Source organism: Microvirga sp. BF8, from assembly GCF_059888585.1.
Genome location: NZ_CM187619.1, coordinates 1,553,708 through 1,577,517, shown reverse-complemented (window position 1 = coordinate 1,577,517; position 23,810 = coordinate 1,553,708). Strand labels below are relative to the sequence as shown.

Below are 23,810 nucleotides of genomic sequence, written 5' to 3'. Positions count from 1 at the left end.
CTAGCATGACAATATCGGCGAGGTACCCGGGAGGTTTGGCGACCGTAGAACCATGAGGGAATGGACGACCAGCGATCTCGACAGGAAGGAAGCCATCATGCCGGACGAAGCCCTTGGCACTCAGAGTTCAATCGGTTCTCAGCAGCCAGAAGCCGGACGTCTGCGAGCAGGTAGCGCCTCAGATGCAAGGCCAGCATCCGCAGACGATACGTCACGCATGATGAATGAATGGTCAGGCTTCTCTTTGGGGCGATGGCAGCACGTCATTGACGTCCGTGATTTTATCCAGCGGAACGTCACCTCCTATGACGGAGATGAGGCATTCCTGGCAGGGCCAAGCGAACGGACGAGAGCCGTATGGGCCGAACTGCAGCCCTACTTCAAGGAGGAGATCCGGAAAGGTGTTCTGGATGTTGATGCCAAAACACCTTCCTCTCTCACCTCCCACAAACCCGGCTACATTGACCGCGACAATGAGGTAATTGTCGGGTTGCAGACCGACGCACCATTTCGCCGCGCGATCATGCCCTATGGGGGCCTGCGCATGGTGGAGAGCGGGCTCCAGGCAGCCGGCTTCGAGCCGGACCCGATTGTGCACGATATCTTCACCAAGTACCGCAAGACCCATAATGAAGGGGTCTTTGACGTCTACACGCCCGAAATCATGGCCTGCCGTCGAAGCCATATCATCACAGGCCTGCCGGACGCCTACGGACGAGGCCGGATCATCGGCGACTACCGCCGCGTAGCCCTCTACGGGACAGATCGGCTGCTTGCGGCGAAACGGGCTGAGCGGGCCCTGCTCGACGCCAAATGGCCGTCGGACGACGTCATCCGGGAGCGTGAGGAGCTGGCCGAGCAGATGCGGGCGCTAACAGACCTGGCGACCATGGCCAGGAGCTATGGCTTCGACATCACACGGCCGGCGGCAATTGCCCGGGAGGCGGTCCAATGGACCTACTTCGGTTATCTCGGGGCCATCAAGGAGGCGAACGGCGCGGCCATGTCGATCGGCCGGATCTCATCTTTCTTGGACATCTATATCGAGCGGGATCTGAAGAACGCCACGCTCGACGAGAGCGGCGCTCAGGAACTTATCGACCAGCTTGTCCAGAAGCTGCGCATCGTGCGCTTCCTGCGCACGCCCGACTACGACGCGTTGTTCTCGGGCGATCCCTACTGGGCGACCGAATGCGTTGGCGGTGTGGATCTGAATGGCCGCCCCCTGGTCACCCGCACCAGCTTCCGCATGCTGCATACGCTGTCGAATCTTGGCCCCGCTCCGGAGCCCAACATGACCGTTCTCTGGTCGCGGCAGCTCCCCGAGCCCTTCAAGCGATTCTGCATCAGGATCTCGGCTGAAACATCCTCGATCCAATACGAGAACGACGACCTCATGAGGCCTTACTGGGGCGACGACTATGGGATCGCCTGCTGCGTATCAGCCATGCGCATCGGCAACCAGATGCAGTTCTTCGGCGCACGGGTGAACCTCGCCAAGTGCCTGCTCTATGCCATCAACGGCGGGCGGGACGAAATGAGTGGCGATCAGATCGCCCCGGCGGCCCCCGCGGTGACTGGCGACGCGCTGGACTACGACGACGTCATGACGAAATTCGACAGCATGATGGATTGGCTGGCGCGGACCTATGTCCATGCCATGAACTGCATTCATTACATGCACGACAAGTACTACTATGAGCGCCTGGAAATGGCCCTCCATGACCAACAGATCCTGCGCACGATGGCCTTCGGCATTGCCGGCCTGTCGGTGGTGGCTGACAGTCTCTCGGCGATCAAGCACGCCAAGGTCAAGTCGGTTCGCCGCGAGGATGGGCTGATCGTCTCCTACGAGATGACAGGCGATTTTCCGAAATACGGCAACAACGACGACCGAGTCGACAGCATCGCGGCCGATCTGGTGTCGTCCTTCATGAGGAAGATCCGGAAGCATCCGACCTATCGGAATGCGGTCCACACGCAGTCGGTTCTGACGATCACCAGCAATGTGGTCTATGGCAAGAATACGGGCGATACCCCGGACGGCCGCAAGGCCGGCGAACCCTTCGCGCCCGGCGCGAACCCGATGCATGGCCGCGACAACCACGGTTGGCTCGCCTCCTGCCTGTCGGTCGCCAAGCTGCCCTATGCAGATGCGCAGGACGGCATCAGCTACACCGTATCGATCACACAGAGTTTGAATCGTCTCGATCAGGGCGAGAAGATCGCACAGGCGGTGAAAGTCATGGATACGTATTGCGGCCAGGGCGGATTCCACATGAACCTGAACGTCCTCAATCGCGACACGTTGCTCGACGCGATGGAGCATCCGGACAAGTACCCGCAGTTGACAATCCGTGTGTCGGGTTATGCGGTCAATTTCGTCCGCCTCACCCGGGAGCAACAGATGGACGTGATCAGCCGGACTTTCCACGGCGAGGCATAGTATTATGGCCGACGAACCCTGGGCACATAGTCGGTGGGATTTGCGTATGGATCAGTCTCCGGACGCGCCGGAGACGGCCGAGTTCAACGATCCGAGAGGGGATTTCGGGTGGATCCACTCCTACGAGACCGGAACCACCGTGGACGGTCCTGGGATCCGGGTCATTGTGTTCATGAGTGGCTGCCTGTTGCGTTGCCTGTATTGCCACAACCCAGACACATGGCATCTCAAGGACGGAACGCTCGTTTCCTTCGAGCGGGCCGAGCGAGCACTGTCTGCCTATGCGGCGGCGTTGCGAGACCTTGGCGGTGGTCTGACGATATCAGGCGGGGAGCCGTTGGTTCAGGTGCATTTTACCAAACGATTGTTTGCATCCGCGAAGCGAATGGGACTTCATACGGCGCTCGATACCTCCGGCTTCCTAGGCGCACGGGCTGACGATGAGTATCTTCGCCAAGTCGATCTGGTGTTGCTCGATATCAAATCCTGGGATCCTGCCACGTACCGACGCACCACGGGCCAGGATGTGCGTCCAACCATCGAGTTCGCGGAGCGCCTGGCAAGCCTCGGCAAGCCGGTCTGGGTCCGTTTCGTGCTGGTCCCTGGCCTTACCGATGATCCTGCCAATGTCGAGGGAATTGCCCAATTCGTCGCCCCCATGAATAACGTCGAATGGGTCGAGGTTCTCCCGTTCCATCAGCTCGGTACCTTCAAGTGGAAAGCCATGGGTCTCAAATACGAACTTTCCGAGACTCCTTCCCCCTCCCCTGACTTAGTGGCCCGGGTCTTGGGACAGTTTCGTGAGGCAGGCTGCCGGACAAGGTGAGCGGAGGCGATGATGAATGTCGCTCGTACACTGCTTGAGTCATCGCCGTTGCTGGCATTGTTTCTCGCCATAGCCGCTGGTTACGCGATCGGGCAGATCTCGATTGCCGGGGTTTCGTTCGGCGCCGGCGCAGTATTGTTCAGTGGCCTCATCATCGGCGCCATTGCGCCAAAGGCCGCGCCCCCTGGTCTCGTCGGCACCATGGGCCTTGTCATGTTCGTTTATGGAGTTGGCATTCAGTACGGGCCGCAGTTTTTCGCAAATATCCGCGGCCCCGGTCCCAAATACATCGCTCTCGCAGCCGTTGCGGTCATTGCTTCTCTTATCGTTGCGATGATGCTTGCCAAGCCGCTCGGCATTTCGCCCGGGACAGCCGCAGGGCTGTTCGCCGGCTCCGGCACCAGTACGCCGACCCTGCAGGCGGCGCTCGCGGCGGCGGGCAATCAGGACCCCGCAATCGGCTACTCGGTGTCCTATCCGTTTGGGGTGGTAGGACCAATTGTTCTGATGACCATGATGGCGGCGCTGCTCAAACCCAAATTCGCCTCCCCTTCTCAGAACGTGCGGATTGCCGAGCTGACCCTTGAGGCCAACTGCGAAGACCGGACCGTCGATGAGATCTCGGAGGTCCTACCTGCCGACGTGAAGATCGTTGCAGTGCGCCAGCATCATGTGAACGCGCCGCCGGTCGCCGGGACGCGGTTGCGTGCAGGTGATGGGTTGCTGCTTGTGGGGAGTCCGGCAAGCATCGAACAGGCTAAGGCGTTCATGGGGCGGGAGGATCCCGGACGCTTGAGCCGCGACCGAGCCAATTTTGACGTCGTGCGCGTTTATGTCTCAAAGCCCACTTTTGTCGGCAGGCCCCTTCGGGAGCTTCCCCTGCCCGATTTCCCTATTTTGATTTCACACGTGCGCCGGGGTGACCAGGAGATCATCGCATCGTCTGATCTGACGGTTGAGTTCGGCGATCTCCTCGTGGCAGCAGTCCCAACAGGCCGGCAGGCCGAAGTCCGCCGGTATTTCGGCGATAGCATCAAGGGAAATGCCGAGTTGTCCTTCGTGTCGATCGGCGTCGGGATCGCGCTTGGGCTTCTGCTCGGCATGATCCCGGTCCCCCTGCCCGGCGGTGGCACTTTCAGCCTGGGCGTGGCCGGCGGCCCCCTGGTCATGGCACTGATCCTTGGCTGGCTCGGCCGCACCGGGCCGATCGGCTGGGGAATGCCCGTGGTGGCGAACCTCGTCTTGCGGAACCTAGGCTTGGCAATCTTCATTGGATCGGTCGCAATCGGCGCTGGCGGCCCCTTCGTTCAGACCGTAGCGTCGAACGGAATCCAGATCCTCCTTGGCGGGGCCGCGGTCCTGCTCACCCTGGTGCTCATCGTCTTGGCGGGCGGATATCTGCTGCGCATCCCGTTCGACGATCTGCTCGGCGTCTGCGCTGGATCGACCGGCAACCCCGCCATCGTCGTTGCTGCCGGACGCCTGGCCCCGACCGAACGAACAGATATAGGCTATGCGATCTGCTTTCCGAGCATGACGGTCGTCAAGATTATTGCCGTTCAGGTCCTATTAAGCTGATTTACCGGTCTGCCTGAACAAAGTCACGTCGATGGGCAACAGCGCCCCCTGGCTTACTTGACGTTTCTCCCGCCGCCTGCCTAAGCTTCATTCAGCGCCAAAATAGACGGTTCGGAGTTTCCACCATGGTGCCTGTCCGAAGCCTGCTTGGATGTGCCGCGAGTCTTGCCTTCGTGGTAAGCGCATATGCCGCCGATCTTCCTGTGGCGAAGGCGGCTCCGGTCGAATATGTTCGCGTCTGCTCCACCTACGGCGCAGGCTTCTTCTACGTCCCCGGCACCGACAGTTGCCTGCGCATCGGCGCCCGTGTCCGCGCTGACTATCTTTATGTTGAGCCCTTCAGGCGCGCTCAGGATGCAACCGGCTTCCGGGCCCGCGGGCGTCTGAACATCGATCACCGCACCATGACCGCCTACGGTCTGCTGCGCACCTACGTCCGATATGAGATCGATCACAATACAGGCGTGTTCACCGGAACCGGACAGGTCACCACGAACCCGAAACTCCGGCAGGCCTTCATCCAGTTCGGTGGGCTCACGGCCGGTCGCGCCCTGTCGTTCTTTTCGGAGCCGGATCTGCCCGTGCCGAATTTCGGAGACCTGCGCTTCGACGACCCCTCGAACGCTGACACGGATTTGCTCGCCTATACCTTCTCCTTCGGCAACGGCTTCTCAGCAACTCTCTCCCTCGAGGACAACATCCAGCGCCGTGTCAACAACAATCTCGTGTTCCCCCTGTTCGGCAGCGGTGCAACAACGCCAGTCTTTGCCCCGATACCGTTCACCTATGGTGGCGAGCGGGTGCCCGACGTTGTTGCAAACCTGCGCTACAGCGGCACCTGGGGCGGCGCACAACTCTCTGGTGCGGTGCACCAGATCCGCGACGTGGCGGCGGGCCTCATCACCGTGGACGGTGTCGCCGTTCCGGTGATCAATCCGCTCACCGGCCTCCCCAACCCGACCTATGCCGACACGGATTACGGCTTCGCTCTTGCTCTGAACGCGTTCGTCAACCTGCCCTTCCTCGGTGTTGGCGACACGGCTTGGATGTCCGCGACCTATACGGACGGGGCTGTCGGCTATGTCAATTCCGGTCTGACAGGTCCGATCGGAGCACCGGCCAGTGGCGAGGGCACCATCAGCGCTGGTCCACTTGTGCTGCCGTTCTCGGACGCCTTCGTCGATCCGTTTACGGGGGATTTCAAGACAAACAAGGCCTATGCCATCGCCGGCGGCCTGAATCATAATTGGTCCCCGACTTGGCAGACGAACGTCTTCGGGTCGTGGATGCGTTTCGACGCACCGCGGGGAGCGCAGTACACGATCCCAGTGACCTCCGCGACGCTTGCAGCGGGAACGGCCGGCACGGTTACAGGGGTCGTTGATTTCAACGAATATCGCGTCGGCACGAACACGATCTGGACGCCAGTGAAGAACCTTCAGCTCGGTGTCGAAGTGCTCTACACGAGGCTCGATCCGCGTGGACGGGTTGCTGTTCCGATCACGAATTCGGCCGGCACGGCAACTGGCCTGTTCAAGTCGACCAGTTCCGAGGACTTCTGGGAGGCGCGGCTCCGCGTTCAGCGCGACTTCTGAGCCGCCGCTCCTCTCGATTGGAGCGTACCCGGAGTAGGTCCCCCTGTCTGAGCAGCGTGGCTGCGTGCGCGAGCCACCACTGCGTCCTCGAGGAGACGTTCGTCAGTACCAATGGGGCTCCCGGGTCAGTGCGGTCGTTAGCGGGAAATCTGGCGGCTTCCGAGCCACCCTACGAACTTGATGATCGACCCAGCTCGTCGCGAATGTGGTCAACGGCTTGGGTCGAAGTGCTCCTTGAGCGATCCCGCTTGTCAGAACCCGACGCGGAACTCGGGTCTGCCACGGATACCGACATCGACTACGAGCACACGACCGGCGAACCATTCCTCCTCGCGTTCCTGCGAAGTCAATGGCTCTGAGGCAGACGTAACGTAAAGTTTGTCGAGGTTCTCTCCGCCAAAGCAACAGCAGGTGGGGTACGTTACTGGCAGATCCAGCGATAGAGAGACTTCGCCCGAGGGGGCAAAACGCACGAGTCGCCCGCCAGCGTACTCGGCATTCCAGAGGTGGCCTTCGGCATCGATGCAGCTGCCATCCGGACGCGCCGGAGCATCCGTCCTGGCAAAGATACGGCGCTCGCCGGTCTCACCAGTCGTGGCATCAAACGTGCAGACCCAGATGGCGTACTCGCGCGTGTCGGCATAATACATGCGGCCGCCCTCCGCGTCGAAGGCAAGCGCGTTCGGAATCCGAAGTTTGTTGGCCTGAACCGTGATCGAGAGATTGGGCGCGATACGGTAGAGTGTACCGACGGGCCGGTAACTCTCCTCCTCCAGAGTGCCGACCCAGAAGTTGCCCAGCGGATCCGCCCGGCCGTCATTCTTGCGGTGCGCTGGACGGTTCGGTTCCGGGTCTACAAGAAACGTCTGACGCCCCATGTCCGGATCATAGGCATGCAGCCCATCATCGCAGGCAAGGATCAAGCCACCTTCGCGGCGCAGTGCGATCGAGCCGAGTGTGCGTGAGCGGATGGAACGGCGCTGGCAGCGGCCGGTTGCTGGGTCGTAGCTCCAAAGTGCAGGCTCCAGCACATCCACCCACCAAAGGCGGCATGTCCGATCGCACCAGATCGGACACTCGCCCAGGCGATTGGCAGGAGCCGATAGAGCCTCAATGACCATCGACCGGCGCATCCTCGTGCACGTGGCCGCCAAGAAAGAGCTGGCCGACACGCGGGTCAGCCAGCAACTTCTTCGCATCGTCGTGCATGCGAGTCTGGCCAAGCTCAAGCACCAAGCCATAATCAGATAGCGCGAGCGCAGCCTTGGCATTCTGCTCTACCATCAGGATGGTTACGCCGCTGTCGCGCAGGCGGATAAGGGTTTGGAAGACCTCCCGCACCATGTTCGGCGACAGGCCGATAGAGGGCTCATCGATGAGCACCAACTTGGGATCGAGCAGAAGCGAGCGGGCCACTTCGAGCTGCTTTTGCTGACCGCCAGACAGTTCAATCGCTTTACGATTCCTGAATTCTCGCAGCATCGGGAACTGGTCCATTACCGCTTCGATGCGTTGGCGCACCTTGGCCTGGTCAGGAGCAGTGATCCCACCGAGTTCGAGGTTGTGATAGACCGAAAGCTGCGGCACCACATTGCGACCCTGCGGCACATAGGTCACACCTTGGGCGATCATCTGCCGCGGTGTCTGGCGAGTAACATCCTTGCCGTCCAGCAGAACCTGACCTGAGTGGATCTGCAGCAGGCCGAATATCGCCTTGAACACGGTGGATTTGCCCGCGCCATTGGGGCCGACCATCGTGGTAATCGACCCTTCCTGGATCCTGAACGAGACGCCGTTCAGGATTGTGACCTTGCCGTAGCCGCCATGGACGTTCCGTAGTTCGAGCATCAATCAACCACCGAGATAAGCATCGATCACTGTTTGGTTCGACCGGATCTCGTCCGGCGTTCCCTCGGCGATGACCGCGCCTTCGGCGAGCACGACGATCCGGGTGCAAAGGCTCATCACGAACTCCATGTTGTGCTCGATTACCACGAAGGTCGTGCCATGCTCGGCATTGTAGGCGGCAAGCCGGTCTTTCAGGTGTGAGAGCATCGTCAGGTTAACGCCGCCTGCCGGCTCATCGAGAAGCACAAGAGTCGGACCGGCCATGAATGCCATGGCAGCGTCCAGCAGCTTCTGCTGGCCATAGGAAAGTGAGCCTGCCAGTGCGTCGCGCAGATGGCTCAGGCGGAAGAACGAGATCATCCGCTCCGCATCCGCAGTGAGGCCGGCATCGGAGGGGCCGAGAAGTCGTGAGAACATCGTGCCGCGATGCTCCTGCCCCGCCAGGACGATGTTGTCGAACACGCTCATCTGCGGAAATACGGCGAGTTGCTGGAAGGTGCGACCGACGCCGAGCCTGTTCAGCTTGGACGGCCGCAATCCTGAGACGTCGAACCCGCTGACATGGACCTGGCCCGCATCGGGTTCGAGTTGACCGAGGATGCAGTTGAAGAGCGTCGACTTGCCGGAGCCGTTCGGTCCGATCAGGCCCAGGATCTCGCCCTTGTGCACGTCGAAGGACACGTCCCTGACAGCCTTGATGCCTCCGAAGCTCTTCTCGATATTGCGGACGGAAAGGACTGGCTCGTTCATTTGAGCTGCGCCCCCTGCTGAAGATCGGCGCGGGCGACGGGCCGCACGATGAACCGGTCGCGGATGCGGCCCCAGATGCCGATCATGCCTGACGGGGCGAAGATAAGCATCACAACCACGAGGGCCGAGTAAATGATGAGGTAATAGCCTTCGGTGAAGCGGAGGATCTCGGGCAACAGGATCACGACGCCCGCACCAAGGAACGGTCCGAAGAAGTACCCCGCACCGCCGACCACGACCATCAGTAGGATACGCAGCGAATGCGCGAGTCCAAAGGAGCCCGGCTCAATGAACTGCACGAGAGGTGCTATCAGCGACCCGGCAAGTCCGCCATACATGGAGCCTATGGCGAAGGCGAGGAGGGTAATGCGGCGCGTGTCGACCCCGAGGCTTTCGGCCCGGACCGGGTTCTCACGTAGCGCCCTGAATGCGCGGCCCCATGGTGAACGGACAATCCCCCACATGGCGAGCGCGGCGACGATCGTTACGGCCAAAGTGAAGTAGTAGAACGGCAGCGACCGCATCGTCGAGAACAGTCCAAAGTGCGGGCGGGGAATGCCGACTAGCCCATAGGTTCCGCCTGTCAGCCACTCCTCGTTGCGCAGCACGAGGAACACCAAGGTATTGAAGGCAAGCGTGACAAACGCGAGGAAATGGCCCTTGACCCGCAGGGCCGGATAGCCCAGCGCCAGTCCGACGGCAAAACAGGTGAGCAGACCGACAGGCATGGCCGCAAGCCAGTGCCATCCGGCGAGCGTCAGAAGCGCGGTCGTATAGGCCCCGAGAGCCATGAAGGAGGCTTGGGCCAGCGAGATCTGACCCGCATAGCCCAGCGTCAGGTTGAGGCCCATCGCGGCGATCGAGAAGATCAGCCAGGAGGTCATCACGTAGATGATGTAGTTGCCTCGGCCGATAGGAAGGACGATGGCAAGGCCGAGCAGCGTCAGGATGAAGAGCCAACGAACCCATGCGCTCATCAGACGGTCCTTCCTTCCGGCGTGCCCAGAATGCCGTGGGGCCGAACCAGGATGATCACGATCAGGAGGATCAGCGGCAGGGCCGCACGATATTCCGCGGTGACGTAGGTCGCCACGAGGTTGTCAAGGACACCGATCAGCAGACCGCCCACCAACGCGCCGCGGATCTGGTTGAACCCGCCGACGATGGCCGCGATGAAAGCGATAAGGCCAAGCGTCTCTCCATTGGAGAATTTGGCCAGATAGACTGGCGTAATAAGGAAGGAGGCAAGCGCCGCGAGTGCAGCGTTGATCAGGAACGTGTAGAGGATCATTCTCTTTACGTCGACGCCCAAGATCTCGGCTATGGCCGGGTTTTGCGCCGTCGCCTGCATGCAGCGGCCGGTGCGAGTGCGGTTGAGAAAAAGCGTCAGCAGGACGACGATGCTCAAGGAGACGATGAGGTTCAGGACGTCCTGGAGCGAGACTGCCGCGCCACCGATGCTGATAGGATCAGTCGGGAACATCGCCGGGAAGGGCTGCCCCTCGGCACTGTAAAATTCTTTCACGCTTTCCCTGAGCAGGATGCCAAGCGCGATCGTGGCAATGACGAGCGTGATTCCGCCATGTGGCAGGATGGGCTCGACGACCAGCTTCTTGAACAGCACGCCGAGGATCAAGACCGATACGACAAGGCCAAACAGCAGTGCTCCCCAAAGTGGCAGATTCAAGAAATGCAGGCCCGCGAGAACCAGGAATGCGGGAAGCATGACGAACTCGCCCTGAGCGAAGTTGATCGTCTGGGCCGCCTGCCAGACCAGTGCAAAGCCGATCGCCACAAGCGCGTAGATGGATCCGGTCGCAAGGCCGGACAGCAATACCTGAAGAAACTGGGACATCGCACGCTATTTTCGCTGGAGACCGCGGCGACCGGCGGTGCCGCCGCGGCAGGTGGACGCGATTAGTTGGCAGGGACAGTGCCGATCACGACTGGCGAGCCGTTCCGGACCTGAACCATGAAGCTCGGGCGGGACATTTCGCCGCGATCGTCCCAGCAGGTGTCGAGCAGGATTTTTGGATACTTTGCAACCGGCAGGCACAGGCCGCGCATCTTCTCGGCGAACGCCTCACCATCGAACTTGCCGATGAGTTCGGTCACGTACTTGGTCGCCCAGGCCCCGATGTAGCCTTTAATCGCATCGTGACTCGGAACGCGCTTGAAGGTGGCCATGAACTTCTCTCGAAAGGCCGCGATCCCCTCGACCTGATCGGCAGTGGCCGTGATGCCGACATGGGCGATCGCCCCGTCGGCCGCTGCGCCGGCCAGTTCGATCACCTTGGCCTCGGTCAACGTGACCTCGCCGACGAGCGGCATCGAGAGGCCCTGCTTCTTCGCCTCAATGAGGAATCGGGCAGATTCTTCCTGGTTCATATAGACGAACACGGCGTCCGCGCCCGACTGCTTCAATTTGGAGACGTCCGATGCATAATCAGTCTGCGCCTGCTCGGACGCCACGTCTGTCACCACCTCGATTCCGGCCTTCTTCATCTCGGCGATGAAGACATTGCGTCCGCCGCGCCCGAACTCATTGTTCACCCAGGCGACGCCAACCTTCTTGGCCTTCAACGTATCCTTGAAGTAAGGCACCAGAGCTGGAACCCCCTTCTGAGCTCCCGAGGAAGTGCGGAAGACAAAGGGGTTGCCCTTCTCGACGATCGCCGGGGCCTCGGAACCGACGAACTGCGGCACCCCGTTCTGCTGGGCGACCAGCATGTTGACCAGCGTCGAACCGGAATAGATCGTACCCCAGATCGCATAGGCGCCTTCATCAATCGCCTTCTGAACCAAGGCTCGCGAGATCTGCGGATCGGTCTGCGTGTCGTACTCGGTAATCTTGATTGGTTTGCCGAGGATGCCGTCGGCAGCGTTGATCTCGTCGACGGCGATCCTGATGCCGTCACGCCAGTTCGTGCCCGAGGGAGCGCCGGCCCCGGAGAGTTCGACAACGACGCCGATCTTGGCGGCTTCTTGGGCCTGCGCTGCACCTCCGAAAGCGAGCAGAGCCGCGCCCAACGCAAGAACGAATCTGGAATACATGAGTGGTCCTCCCTACCTGTTGTTAGGCTGGCGGCCTCGGTCGTACCGTCCGCCCCGTTTCAGCAGCCAGCGGGCGAACGCAAGCCAGCCAGAAATTTTCCCGATCCTTTGTCGACCTCAGCAGCAACGTCAATTACAAATCATCGCGGGTGTTGAAATATAATGTTAAACGCGTAGTTATGTTATACCGATGGAAGAACAACGGGATTGTCGAGGCCAGCCTTGGGGACCGAAGCTGGCATCCTGTCCCGCCAATCAAGACTTCGATCGTCGATGTAAGAGCCTGCAATGGTCCGGAGCGGGTCAACCGTTCACCTTCCGGACCGGCGTACCTCGGATCCTAGGCGCCGAAGCAGACGAAGCTCTTTGGTCGCCGGTTCGCCCATTGTCGACATGCAGAGAGTCTGAGCATAGGACGGAGCATCCCTGACTTATCGTTGGATCATTCCCGTGCCGGAGACGACTGCACTCTTGACCTTCCTCGCGGCCCTGACCGTCTTGGAAATCACGCCTGGCCCCGACATGATGCTGGTCGTCGCACGGGGAATTGGGCAGGGGCGCAGAATCGCTCTGCTGAACGTCGTCGGGATGATCTTCGTGGCTGGTACTCTCCAGGTCGGCCTGCTTGTTCTCGGACTCGCTTCATTGCTGCAAACGTATCCCGCGGCCTTGGTGGTGCTGCAGTGGATCGGGGCAGCCTATATGCTCTACCTCGGCGTCAGAATGCTTCTATCGAGCGGCAACAGCCGGGAAAAGATACTTGCTATGACCTATCATTCCCCATGGATCGCGATCCGGGAGGGAACTCTCAATAACCTGACGAACCCAAAATCCCTTCTGTTCATGTTTGCTTTCCTGCCACAGTTCGTAAGTCCGGACGCAGGTCCGGTCTGGACCCAGCTGCTCCTGCTTGGGGCAATGCAAAAGCTTTCCGGAATCGTCTCGTTGGGTTCCGTCGCACTCGCATCAGGTACGGTCGGACAATGGCTTTACCGGTGGCCCGGCCTTTTGGTTTGGCAGAAGCGTTTCACAGGCCTTGTGATGGTTGGCTTGGGGTTGCGTCTGCTTCTGAGTGGCAATGTCGGATCGGCATCGGCAGCACGGCCCTGAATTGGGGATATCATTCGGGTCCCTTGCGGAAGAACCGCTCAGGGCCGGGCTTTCCCCTTTCCGCCAAACAAAAAGCGTCGGCTTTCAGGTCGCAAAGCGGTCCTTCGACCCCGGTGTTGGAAGTGCGCTCGTGCCGATCCGGCCTTGGCAGTTTCCCAGTGGCTGACAGCTTGCGGCGGGCAGAAACCTGGACGCTCCTTTTGGATCCTGTCGAATTGGCCCGGGCTCAATCGACATTGGTGGGGTAGCCCAGCCCGAGCTGCCCACATCAGGAGAAACAACTTTGAAATGCATGCTCATGATCTATCGCGACGAAGCGGCCTTCTCTCCCGGCCAAACGAGCGGCGCCCACTCTGGCGCCTATGTTGCCTACGCGGATGCCCTGAAGGCAGCCGGCGCCTGGGTCGGCGGGGACCGCCTACAGCCGTCGTCAACGGCCACAACCCTGCGGGCAGGTGATGGAAGACCCGAGATCCTCGATGGGCCCTACGCCGACACGAAGGAGCAGTTCGGCGGCTTTTACATCATTGACGTCCCCGATCTCGATACGGCCCTGCAATGGGCGACGCGATGCCCTGCTACGACGCAGGGTGCCGTCGAGGTCCGTCCAATGTGGGTCGTCTGACAACATGGTCGCGACCAGACGCGATCCGCGAGCCAAAGAGGCGACAGAACGGGTCGCCCGGCACTCCTATGGCAAGCTGGTCGCCTATCTCGCCGCCCGGACCCGGGACATCGCGGGGGCTGAGGACGCCTTATCCGAGGCATTCGCGGCAGCACTTGCTCAGTGGGATGCCAACGGCATCCCGGCCAGTCCGGAGGGATGGCTCCTGACCGTTGCCCGCCGTCGGATGATCGACACGGCACGGCGGTTGGATAGCAGATCGGGCGTGGCCGACCACCTCAAGCTACTTGCGGATGAACTGCGGGGCGCCAGGGACGGCTCGGATATTCCTGACGAGCGCTTGCGGCTGATGTTCGCTTGCGCCCATCCGGCCATCGACCGGCAGATCCGCAGCCCTCTCATTCTTCAGGCGGTCCTCGGCTTCGATGCCGCCACCATCGCAGGCTGTTACCTGGTCTCCCCGGGTACCATGGGGCAACGCCTGGTCCGGGCCAAAGCCAAGATCAAGCAGGCCGGGATCGCCTTCCGGCTGCCGGACCGCGCCGAGATGCCCCAGCGGCTCAATGCCGTACTCGAGGCGATCTACGCGGCATTTACAGAGGGTTGGTCCGATCCTGCCGGACCAGAGCAGCGCGGAAGAGAACTCGCCCAGGAGGCGCTCTGGCTCGGCCGACTGGTCGCGAAGCTTCTTCCGGACGAGCCCGAAGCGCTCGGCCTGCTCGCGCTCATGCTTCACCTAGAGGCGCGGCGGGGCGCGCGGCGCGACCATCAGGGCGGCTATATTGCCCTGAGTGACCAGGATCCGTCCATGTGGGACACCATGCTCATCAGCGAGGCCGAGGACAACCAGCTGGGTGCAAGCCATATGGGGCGTATCGGCCGATACCAGCTCGAGGCGCCCGTGCAATCCGCCCATGCAATCCGTCGGTTCGGCCGGGCTCCGGACTGGGTTGTGCTGGAAATGTTGTACGACGCGCTCCTGGCGATCACCGGCTCACCCGTTGTGGCCATCAACCGGGCGATGGTCATTGCAGAAGCGCGGAGCCCTGAGGAAGGGTTGGCTGTCCTGTGCGAAGTCGAAACCGATCATCGCCTTACCCGATACCAGCCTTATTGGGCCGCCCGGGCAGAACTCCTGGCCCGCTGCGGGCAGGCAGCCGCAGCCGACGAGGCCTATGCATGCGCGATCAGGCTAGAGCCTGATTTGAGCGTTCGCCGGTTCCTTCAAGCTCGAAGAGAGCACCTTCCGACAGCATCCGCCACTATTGCGCCGATCAGCAAGGGCGCACGGAGGACGTGAAAGTAGAGCCGCGGCGCAACACAACCTGGCTCCTACCGAAACTGCTGCCTATCGTCAGGGTTGGGCCAAAGAAGGAAATCAGCAACTGATGGAGAATTGCTATGGGACTGGCCTAACAGGACCGCTTCGGATCGCCTCCGGTCGCCGCTCATGTGCAATCCGCGCCTCAGCGCTGGGTCTACGAGATACGACCGATCTATACATTGAGCTTCCTGGCTGTCAGGAAGGCCGTTGTCATTCGACCCTTGCCCCTGAGACTGATGATGCCGCGCGGCTCGAACTCGTAGCAATGCTCGAGACCACCTCTTAGCTTGTCCGACACCTGAATGCGCCCAGGAAGACTACAAGTCTCGAGGCGGCTGGCCACGTTTACCGTGTCACCCCACACGTCATAAATGAACTTGTGCCTGCCAATAACACCAGCCACGACTGGTCCGGTGTGCATGCCAATCCGAGCCCGAAACCGGATCTTCGCACCCAGGTTGAGAAGCTCGAGCGTCTCGAGCATGCGCAGTGCGAGCTCCCCCATGACCTCGGCATGATCGGGCCTGATCTCAGGAAGGCCCGCGGCAGCCATGTAAGCGTCACCTATGGTCTTGATCTTTTCGACACCCAAGCTCTCGGCGAGAGTATCGAAGGCCGAAAAGATCCGGTTGAGGTTTTCGACGAGCTGGCTGGGAGCAATGCGCGCGGCCACCTTGGTAAACCCGACCAAATCACAGAACAGAATGGTGACGTTCTCAAAGCGGTCGGCGATCACCACCTCGCCGTCATTGAGACGACCGACAATCTGCCCGGGCAGGATACTACGCAACAGGGCGTCGGATCGCTCCTTTTCAACTTTGAGCTGCGCCAGATAGTCAACTTCTCGATCATGCCAATGCTTCCGCTCCAGGCAGGAATTGATACGGGCGCGGAGCAGGACCTGATCGAACGGCTTGGACAGATAGTCTTCGGCGCCCGCCTCAATGCAGCGGATCACACTACCGGTCTCTCGGAGCCCGGAGATCATGATCACCGGAATATCCCGCAGCCGCTCGTTTCCCTTGAGCCGCTCCAAAACCTGGAGGCCGTTCATGTCAGGCATCATGAGATCGAGCAAAATCAGGTCGATCTCCTCGGTCTCCAGAAGCTCCAGCGCTTGCCGGCCCGATTTGGCTTCGAGCGCCTGGTGTCCCTCACGCTCCAGCCGACGCAGAAGCAGGCCACGATTGCTGGCATTGTCGTCAACAACCAGGATCCTCCCCGTTTCTCGTGGAGGGTCCCGAGAAAGATCTGGCGCTCTTATGGCGAGCAAAGGGTCGGCTTCCATGAGCCGCGACCGCTCCGCCTCTGTGTCAACCGAAGCGGTCTGATAGCGGGTGAAACTGACAACCCGTTCGAGATTGGCAAGGAGGCGGGCAGCCTCGGTCAGAAGTCGCTCCAGATCCTTGCGCAGCGAAGCGTCGCCGAGATCCACGATGTCCTCGAGCAGCATCTCGCCATAGCCCTTGATGGCATTGAGGGGATTGCGAAGGTCATGGAGCAGGCGTTCCTGGTAGTCCGACAGCATTTCCCCCTCTCGGCAGGCGGTTGTGGTTCCGGCATCGAGGAGCCCTTCGACAAGGTCAAGCAATGCCTCGGCAGATACCAGGATCCGATCGATGTCCGGTGTGAGTGCAGGTAGCCCAAGCAGGGATGCGTCATCACGGAGGATATCAGCGTAGCCGGCAATCGCATTCACAGGTGCCAAAAGCTCCTGCCGGACATGAGCAAGGCGTGCATTCGCCTGGCGGTCGCCAGGGAGGTGCCTGAATGCGCCGTCGGCACCGGAGGGCGAATCCCGGCTCATGGGGAGCCAGCCCGTAGAAGGCGCTCTATCTTCGCCAGCAAGCGCTCCAGCTCGACCGGCTTGGTATCGTAGTCGTCGCAGCCTGCCGCTATGGCTTTCTCCCGATCACTCGACATGGCATGTGCCGTCAGGGCGATGACCGGGATGGCCCGGGTCTGTGGCTCTGCCTTAAGCCGCCGCGTGGCTTCCCAGCCGTCGATAACCGGTAGGCTCATGTCCATCAGGATCAGGTCGGGCCTGCCATCGGTCGCGGCGCTCAGTCCCTTGGCGCCATCCTCGGCGAGGAGAACGTCATATCCCTTCCGCACGAGCCTGCGTGAGAGCATGTCCCGGTTCAGATCGTTGTCTTCGACCAGCAAGATCGTGGGCATGGCCTCCTCCGATATCCGGGCAACGGGAGTGATCAGCTAGCGAATATCCTCCGCAGGCTGGTTTGAGACGCTCGTTTTCCTGCCTCGTGCGATCATGTCGTGAATGGTGCCAACCAGCTCGGATCGCTTGTAGGCGCCCTTCTGGAAGACTCTTGCGGCATGCTGATTGAGCCACGTGACTTCCTCGGCGGTCAGGTCTTTGGCCGTGACGACCACGACCGGGATATCGCGCCACGCAGCCTCCCGATGCATGGCATCAAGCACTTCGAAACCGTCTATTCCGGGCATCATCAGGTCGAGAAGAATCACCGCTGGCAGCGTCCTGCCGAGGATTGAAAGTGCATCGGAACCGCCGGCGGCTTCGGCCACCGACCAGCCCCGCTTCGACAGGATCCTGCGCAACATGTCGCGTGTCATCGGATCGTCGTCGACGACCATGACAGGGATCTCCCCCTCCCCTGCACGGAAGCGCCCAAGAACTCCTAACAATTCATCTGGATCGATTGGCTTGGTCAGATAGTCAGCAGCTCCGAGGGCATAGCCCATCTCCCTGTCACCCAGAACCGTCACGAGGACCACAGGGATGCCTTTTAGGTCCGGGTCTGCCTTGAGCTCCCGCAGCACGGCCCAGCCATCGAGTTCAGGCATGATGACATCCAGCGTAATGGCATCAGGCCGCACCTCGCGTGCAAGCCGGAGGCCCTCGCGTCCGCTGGCGGCATGCACGACGCGGTAGCCGCGTGCGCTCAGCTCACGCTCCAGCAAGTCATGCGTGGCGCGCTCATCGTCGATAACCAGTACGGTGCCGGCTGTGCCCTCCGCCCGCCCCCGAGGCGACGTTTCATCGGCGACCTTGTAGACGGCCGGAAGGGTTACGATGAAGGTGGAGCCCTCGCCGAGTTCGCTTCGCACGAGCACATCACCGCCGAGCATGAGGCAAAAATGTTTGGTGATGGCTAGCCCAAGCCCGGTTCCACCATAGTTCCGGGTTGTCGACGCGTCGGCCTGGCTGAAGGCCGAGTACAATTTCGCCATCTGTTCCGGCGTCATCCCAATGCCGGTGTCCGAGACCGCGAACTCAAGACGATCGCCATTGCCCTCGATTGAACGCCTCGCCACAAGCAATATTCGTCCCTGCTTCGTAAACTTCGCAGCATTGCTCAGGAGGTTCAACAGGATCTGTCGTACCTTTGTCTGATCGGAATGTGCTATTCCGAGATCAGGACTGCAACGCACATCAAATATGTTACCGTTCTTGGCCATCAGTGGCTGAATGGTCGCGCTTACATCGACAAGCAGACCGGCAACGTCAATGTTCTCGAGGAAGAGATCCATTTTGCCGGCCTCAATCTTTGATAGGTCGAGAATATCATTGATGAGACCGAGCAAGTGTTTTCCGGCACTACGGATCTTTTCAAGGTCCGGCCTGAGCTCCGGCTGCAGGAGATCGCATGACTCTTCGAGGAGAATCTCGCTATAGCCGATGATCGCGTTCAGTGGCGTCCTGAGCTCGTGGCTCATGCTGGCAAGGAAATCCGATTTTGCCTGGCTTGCCCGTATGGCCTCGTCACGAGCTGCCGCGACTTCTGCCGTTCGCTGCCGCACCAGCTCTTCCAGATGATTATTGAGTTGCTGAAGCCGGATGTTCGTATCGTAGATCTCGCGTGTCTTTTCCTCAGCTATCGTCTCAGCGGCCTTTCGCGCCCGCCTCTCCCGCTCTAGACGCTGCTCGAGCTGCTCGATTGTGCTCACGGCAAGGTACCTCGTCGGGAAATGAAGAAACGTGCAGCCGTGCCCGCCCCGTTCGACAGATCCTCGACCTTGACGTCAGCATCTTCCTTGAAGTGAGCGATACAGCCGCGGACGAGACCCTCCGCAAGAGCGGCGAACGGGCGCGTGGATCGGTAGGTGAGCTGCAGACATCCAGGCTGGGACGTATCATATTGGAAAGAGGGCAATTCGGCTTCAGGGTAGAGCTTGCGCACCTCGACATGAATGTAGTTGTCAATCTGTTCCAGAAAGCGGAAAGATGAGTTGATCCCTTTGAAGTATTGAGGGAACAGAACATAAAACCGTTCAAACATGTACAAGCCGAATGACTGCAAGAGCTCTGCAGTGCTAATGCCCGTCTCTTTGCTGAGACAGGACACGAGCTTGATCATTTCACGATGATCGTACGTTCCGACAGTTGTGTATGCACCTCCCGAAGGGAGTTCGGCATCCTCGATAATGGTGTCAGCCAGTTCCGACGAGAATTTGCGCTCGACCATTTCAAGGAATTCAGTGAACACAATTCCCTTCATGTTCGGAAAGCCTGCTGATCTGTCGATCCTTGAGCTGACACGCTCCTACAGCAAAGGGCCAGCTCTGCTGGGCGCAGAGGTTACCACTGACGGTATCCTTTGGAAATGGTAAGCGGCCCTGCCCTGCATCGGCTATGGCGGATGCGCTGGCCCGAAGGGGAATCCAATCTATGCATCTGGCCCTGCGCGGAGAGCGTCTCTTTCGGGTTAGAATGTGAAAGTGATGGAGGGAAACCAAGGTCCGATCTCCCGGGTCGGCTGCTGAAGATTGTGGAACTTAGGCCAACGCTTGTTCTCCTGTTGGCGGCACGGTCAAGCTTCAGCGGACGTCGCTTCAGGAACGCTGTCCTCTTAAGCACCATCGCCAACCCGCCCTACCGAGCCACCATGGAGGCGCGGCAAGCTGATGGGACCCTACCAGCCGCCGCCCCGCGCCTCCTGACTGTCATGTATAAGGTCCAGTTTCACGCCTCAAACCACCGCAAGACGACCAAGGAGAAAGAAGTCCTGACGCTGGCACGACGAGTGCGCAGCTTTAGGGCTCAGCTTTCCAAGCCTCCGAACCCACCGCCTGTCGGTGTGCGCACGATGATGGCCTCGCCCGCATCGATCTGGGTCTGGTCGCATCCTCCGAGCCGTTCAAGCCGACCATCCTTTCGGCGAACCCAGTTCTCGCCCAGTTGACCCGGCTCACCTCCGACGAGCCCGAAGGGGCGCACCCTGCGATGTCCAGAAAGAATCGCGCAATTCATGGGCTCCAGGAACCGGATGGTACGCGAGGTTCCATCGCCGGCATTCCAGCGGCCGCGGCCCCCGGAGTCGGGGCGGATGTGGAAGTCCTCAAGGACGACCGGGTAGCGGACCTCAAGAACCTCGGGATCGGTGAGGCGCGAGTTCGTCATGTGGGTATGGACCGCGTCGGCGCCATGGAAGCCGGGGCCAGCCGGAGCACCGGAGCAGATCGTCTCATAGTATTGGTACAGATCGTTGCCGAACGTGAGATTGTTCATGGTTCCCTGCGCCGCGGAGAGTGCCCCGAGAGCGCCGAACAGGCAATTCGTCACCGCTTGGCTGACCTCCACGTTGCCAGCGACAACGGCGGCTGGATACTGCGGCGAGAGCATTGAACCCTCCGGGATCACGAGGTTGATTGGACGCAGGCACCCCGCGTTCATAGGGATATTGCCTTCGACCATGACCCGGAACACGTAAAGGACCGCGGCACGTGCAACCGGTTCGGGAGCATTGAAATTGTCGGACCGCTGGGGCGAGGTACCGGTAAAATCGACAGTCGCCTCCCGACGCTCGCGGTCGACGGTGATCTTGACGCGGATAAAGCAGCCCTGATCCATCTCGTACTCGAAAGACGAGTCGGACAGGGCATCGATCACCCGCCGTACGCTCTCGTCGGCATTGTCCTGCACATGACCCATGTAGGCCTGCACGACATCAAGTCCGAAGTGATCGACCATTCGTCTCAGCTCCGCCACACCCTTTTCGTTGGCGGCGATCTGTGCCTTCAGGTCGTTGACGTTCTGGACGACGTTGCGCACCGGATACCGAGCGCTCAGCAGAAGCTGTTTCAACTCCTCCTCAAGGAAACGGCCTCGATCCACCATCTTGAAGTTGTCGATATAAACCCCTTCCTCCTCGATGGTCGTGGCGAGCGGCGACATCGAACCCGGCGCGATGCCACCCACGTCGGCGTGGTGGCCCCTCGATGCCACGAAAAACAGGATTGTTTCCCCTTCCCTGTCGAAGACGGGCGTGACGATCGTAATGTCAGGCAGATGCGTGCCGCCATTGTAGGGCGCATTGATCGCGAAGACATCGCCGGGGCGAATGGTGTCGCCATGGGCCCTGATCACGCTTTCAACCGATCGGTCCATGGACCCGAGATGCACGGGCATGTGAGGTGCGTTGGCGACAAGACGGCCTTCCGCATCGAAGACAGCGCACGAGAAATCCAGCCGCTCCTTGATGTTCACGGAGTAGGCCGTGTTCTGGAGCGTGACCCCCATCTGCTCGGCAATCGACATGAAGAGATTGTTGAAGACCTCGAGCATGACCGGGTCGGCTTCCGTCCCGAGGGCCGGCGCCATGCGTGCCGCCTCGGTCCGGTGCATCACCACATGGTTCTTCGCCGTGATCTCTGCGGCCCAGCCCGGTTCGATGACGATCGTTTGATGCGGCTCGATCAGGAGTGCCGGTCCGGCAAGGCGTGCGCCGGGTGATAGGCGTTCGCGACGATAGACGCCGGCATCATGCCAAGCGCCCTGGGAAAAGAACCGGGTCCGAGCCGTAGGTTCGACCGTCATCGGAGATACCGGAAGGTCGGCTTCGTCCGCGGGCTGACCGCCGCCGACCGCCTCGACCGATACCGCTTCGATGCTGAGATGCCTGGTCTCGTCGATGAAACCGAAACGGGCGCGGTGCGCTGTTTCGAAGGTTGCCTTCATGCTCGCGGCGTCTGCGAAATCGACGGTCAGCGACATGTCGGTTCCGGCGTAACGGATATGTGCGCGCTGATGAACCACGATGTCCTCGGCGGGAACCGATTGCTGCAGCAATTCCTCGCGGGCGTCGCGGGCGAGATCGGCGAGGATCTGCGTAGCGTTGTCGATCCCGGCCTCGTTGAGCGTGGCCTCGACCGTGCGCTGGCGCGTGGCGCGGATATCGGCGAGGCCCATGCCATAGGCGGAGAGAAGGCCGGAGAAAGGATGGATCATCACAGTCTTCATGCCAAGGGCATCAGCCACCAGGCACGCGTGTTGCCCGCCCGCGCCGCCGAAGGACTGGAGCGCGTATTCGGTGACGTCATAGCCGCGCTGCACGGAAATCTTCTTGACCGCGTTGGCCATGTTCTCGACGGCGATGCGAATGAACCCGTCCGCGACGGCCTCAGGAGAGCGGCCGTCGCCGATGCGGCCGGCCATTTCCGCGAACGCCACCCGCACCGCATCGACATCGAGCGGCTCATTGCGGTTCGGGCCGAAGATGGCGGGGAAGAAGGCTGGATCGAGCTTGCCGGTCATGACGTTGGCATCCGTCACCGCAAGCGGGCCGCCCCGGCGGTAGCAGCGTGGACCCGGATTGGCGCCTGCCGAGTCGGGACCGACTTGGAAGCGCGATCCATCGTAGTGGAGGATCGACCCACCGCCCGCGGCAACGGTATGGATCAGCATCATCGGAGCGCGCATGCGCACCCCTGCCACTTCGGTTTCGAGAGTGCGTTCGTACTCGCCATCAAAATGCGACACGTCGGTGGACGTGCCGCCCATGTCGAACCCAATAATCTTGTCGAAGCCTGCGATGCGGGCGGTCTCGACGCAGCCGACGACACCGCCGGCGGGCCCCGAGAGGATCGCATCACGTCCGTGAAAGAGATTGGCGTCGGTGAGACCGCCCGAGGACATCATGAACATGAGACGTGCGCTGCGGCCTGTCTCGTCGCCCAGTTCGGATGCGACCTGGTCGACATACCTGCGCAGCACGGGCGACAGGTAGGCATCGACCACGGTCGTGTCGCCGCGGCCGACGATTTTCATCAGCGGGCTGACCTCATGTGAGACCGAGACTTGGCTGAACCCGACCTCGCGGGCAATAGCGGCGACAGCCTGCTCATGAGCCGGGTAGCGATAGGAATGCATGAAGACGATAGCGCAGGCGTGGATGCCCCGCGCATGGGCGTCGATGAGTTGCTGGCGAACGAGGTCGAGATCAGGCTCCGCTTCGACACTTCCGTCGGCCAGCACCCTCTCATCGATCTCGAGCACGCGCTCGTAGAGCTGCTCCGGTTTGGCGATGTTCTTCGCGAAGATATCGGCGCGGCCCTGGTATCCGATCCTGAGTGCGTCAGCGAAGCCCTTGGTGATGACGAGCAAGGTACGATCGCCCTTCCGCTCGAGCAGGGCATTGGTCGCGACAGTCGTGCCCATCTTGACCGTCGCGATTCTATCCGTCGGCAGAGGTTCCCCGGCCTGGATTGCCATCAGCTCGCGGATCCCTTGGATCGCAGCGTCGCGGTAGGCTTCGGGGTTTTCGGAGAGCACCTTGTGAGCGAGGAGAGCCCCATCGGGCTGGCGCGCGACGATATCGGTGAATGTGCCGCCGCGATCGATCCAAAAGTCCCACTTCCCCAAAGGCATCGTCGCCCCCTATGATGGCAATAAT

18 protein-coding genes are annotated in these 23,810 nt (G+C 60.9%); 7 read left to right on the top strand and 11 right to left on the bottom strand.

The genetic code is table 11. The annotated features are described in order from the left end of the window. Positions 1-217: 217 nt before the first annotated feature. The 4 genes from pflB to AC522E_RS07570 all read left to right on the top strand — a co-directional run bounded on the left by pflB (position 218) and on the right by AC522E_RS07570 (position 6,445). The gene (gene pflB, locus AC522E_RS07585; RefSeq protein ID WP_500749796.1) at positions 218-2,446 is read left to right on the top strand and encodes a formate C-acetyltransferase; all 2,229 of its coding nucleotides are present in this window, start codon (positions 218-220) and stop codon (positions 2,444-2,446) included. A 4-nt stretch (positions 2,447-2,450) separates the two neighbouring features. Further along, entirely contained in the window at positions 2,451-3,272 is an 822-nt protein-coding gene (gene pflA, locus AC522E_RS07580) for a pyruvate formate-lyase-activating protein (protein WP_500749795.1), read from the top strand. Between the two features lie 9 nt (positions 3,273-3,281). Then, entirely contained in the window at positions 3,282-4,850 is a 1,569-nt protein-coding gene (locus AC522E_RS07575) for an aspartate:alanine exchanger family transporter (protein WP_500749794.1), read from the top strand. A 125-nt stretch (positions 4,851-4,975) separates the two neighbouring features. After that, entirely contained in the window at positions 4,976-6,445 is a 1,470-nt protein-coding gene (locus AC522E_RS07570; protein ID WP_500749793.1) for a porin, read from the top strand. Between the two features lie 251 nt (positions 6,446-6,696). Here the strand turns inward: AC522E_RS07570 and AC522E_RS07565 are convergent, their stop codons facing one another. From AC522E_RS07565 to AC522E_RS07540, 6 genes are all read right to left on the bottom strand, one after another. Beyond that, positions 6,697-7,566: an SMP-30/gluconolactonase/LRE family protein gene (locus AC522E_RS07565; RefSeq protein ID WP_500749792.1), complete on the bottom strand. Its 870-nt coding sequence runs from the start codon at positions 7,564-7,566 to the stop codon at positions 6,697-6,699. Then, the gene (locus AC522E_RS07560) at positions 7,556-8,293 is read right to left on the bottom strand and encodes an ABC transporter ATP-binding protein (RefSeq protein ID WP_500749791.1); all 738 of its coding nucleotides are present in this window, start codon (positions 8,291-8,293) and stop codon (positions 7,556-7,558) included. Before AC522E_RS07560 ends, AC522E_RS07565 begins: the two co-directional genes overlap by 11 nt. A gap of 3 nt (positions 8,294-8,296) precedes the next feature. Further along, positions 8,297-9,043 (bottom strand): ABC transporter ATP-binding protein, encoded by a 747-nt coding sequence (locus AC522E_RS07555; RefSeq protein WP_500749790.1) that lies wholly within the window; start codon positions 9,041-9,043, stop codon positions 8,297-8,299. Further along, the gene (locus AC522E_RS07550) at positions 9,040-10,020 is read right to left on the bottom strand and encodes a branched-chain amino acid ABC transporter permease (RefSeq protein ID WP_500749789.1); all 981 of its coding nucleotides are present in this window, start codon (positions 10,018-10,020) and stop codon (positions 9,040-9,042) included. Before AC522E_RS07550 ends, AC522E_RS07555 begins: the two co-directional genes overlap by 4 nt. After that, complete coding sequence (locus AC522E_RS07545) at positions 10,020-10,898, bottom strand: branched-chain amino acid ABC transporter permease (RefSeq protein WP_500749788.1); 879 nt, start codon at positions 10,896-10,898, stop codon at positions 10,020-10,022. Before AC522E_RS07545 ends, AC522E_RS07550 begins: the two co-directional genes overlap by 1 nt. Positions 10,899-10,960: 62 nt before the next feature. Further along, the gene (locus AC522E_RS07540) at positions 10,961-12,097 is read right to left on the bottom strand and encodes an ABC transporter substrate-binding protein (protein WP_500749787.1); all 1,137 of its coding nucleotides are present in this window, start codon (positions 12,095-12,097) and stop codon (positions 10,961-10,963) included. Between the two features lie 450 nt (positions 12,098-12,547). Here AC522E_RS07540 and AC522E_RS07535 point away from each other — a divergent pair, with 450 nt between their 5' ends. From AC522E_RS07535 to AC522E_RS07525, 3 genes are all read left to right on the top strand, one after another. After that, on the top strand, positions 12,548-13,207 hold the full coding sequence (locus tag AC522E_RS07535) for a LysE family translocator (RefSeq protein ID WP_500749786.1): 660 nt from the start codon (positions 12,548-12,550) through the stop codon (positions 13,205-13,207). A 292-nt stretch (positions 13,208-13,499) separates the two neighbouring features. Continuing rightward, on the top strand, positions 13,500-13,832 hold the full coding sequence (locus AC522E_RS07530) for a YciI family protein (RefSeq protein WP_500750609.1): 333 nt from the start codon (positions 13,500-13,502) through the stop codon (positions 13,830-13,832). Between the two features lie 4 nt (positions 13,833-13,836). Beyond that, positions 13,837-15,132, top strand: coding sequence for an RNA polymerase sigma factor (locus AC522E_RS07525; RefSeq protein WP_500749785.1), 1,296 nt, complete (start codon positions 13,837-13,839; stop codon positions 15,130-15,132). 196 nt (positions 15,133-15,328) lie between these two features. Here AC522E_RS07525 and AC522E_RS07520 read toward each other — a convergent pair whose 3' ends face one another. The 5 genes from AC522E_RS07520 to AC522E_RS07500 form a co-directional block, all read right to left on the bottom strand. Beyond that, entirely contained in the window at positions 15,329-16,963 is a 1,635-nt protein-coding gene (locus AC522E_RS07520) for an adenylate/guanylate cyclase domain-containing protein (RefSeq protein WP_500749784.1), read from the bottom strand. Further along, positions 16,960-17,334, bottom strand: coding sequence for a response regulator (locus AC522E_RS07515; protein WP_500749783.1), 375 nt, complete (start codon positions 17,332-17,334; stop codon positions 16,960-16,962). The genes AC522E_RS07520 and AC522E_RS07515 overlap by 4 nt, the downstream gene beginning before the upstream one ends. 36 nt (positions 17,335-17,370) lie before the next feature. Beyond that, complete coding sequence (locus AC522E_RS07510; protein WP_500749782.1) at positions 17,371-19,086, bottom strand: ATP-binding response regulator; 1,716 nt, start codon at positions 19,084-19,086, stop codon at positions 17,371-17,373. Continuing rightward, complete coding sequence (locus tag AC522E_RS07505) at positions 19,083-19,637, bottom strand: heme NO-binding domain-containing protein (RefSeq protein WP_500749781.1); 555 nt, start codon at positions 19,635-19,637, stop codon at positions 19,083-19,085. Before AC522E_RS07505 ends, AC522E_RS07510 begins: the two co-directional genes overlap by 4 nt. Positions 19,638-20,179: 542 nt before the next feature. Then, a complete protein-coding gene (locus AC522E_RS07500) occupies positions 20,180-23,785 on the bottom strand; it encodes a hydantoinase B/oxoprolinase family protein (RefSeq protein ID WP_500749780.1) in 3,606 nt (1,201 codons plus the stop codon). Positions 23,786-23,810 lie beyond the last annotated feature (25 nt).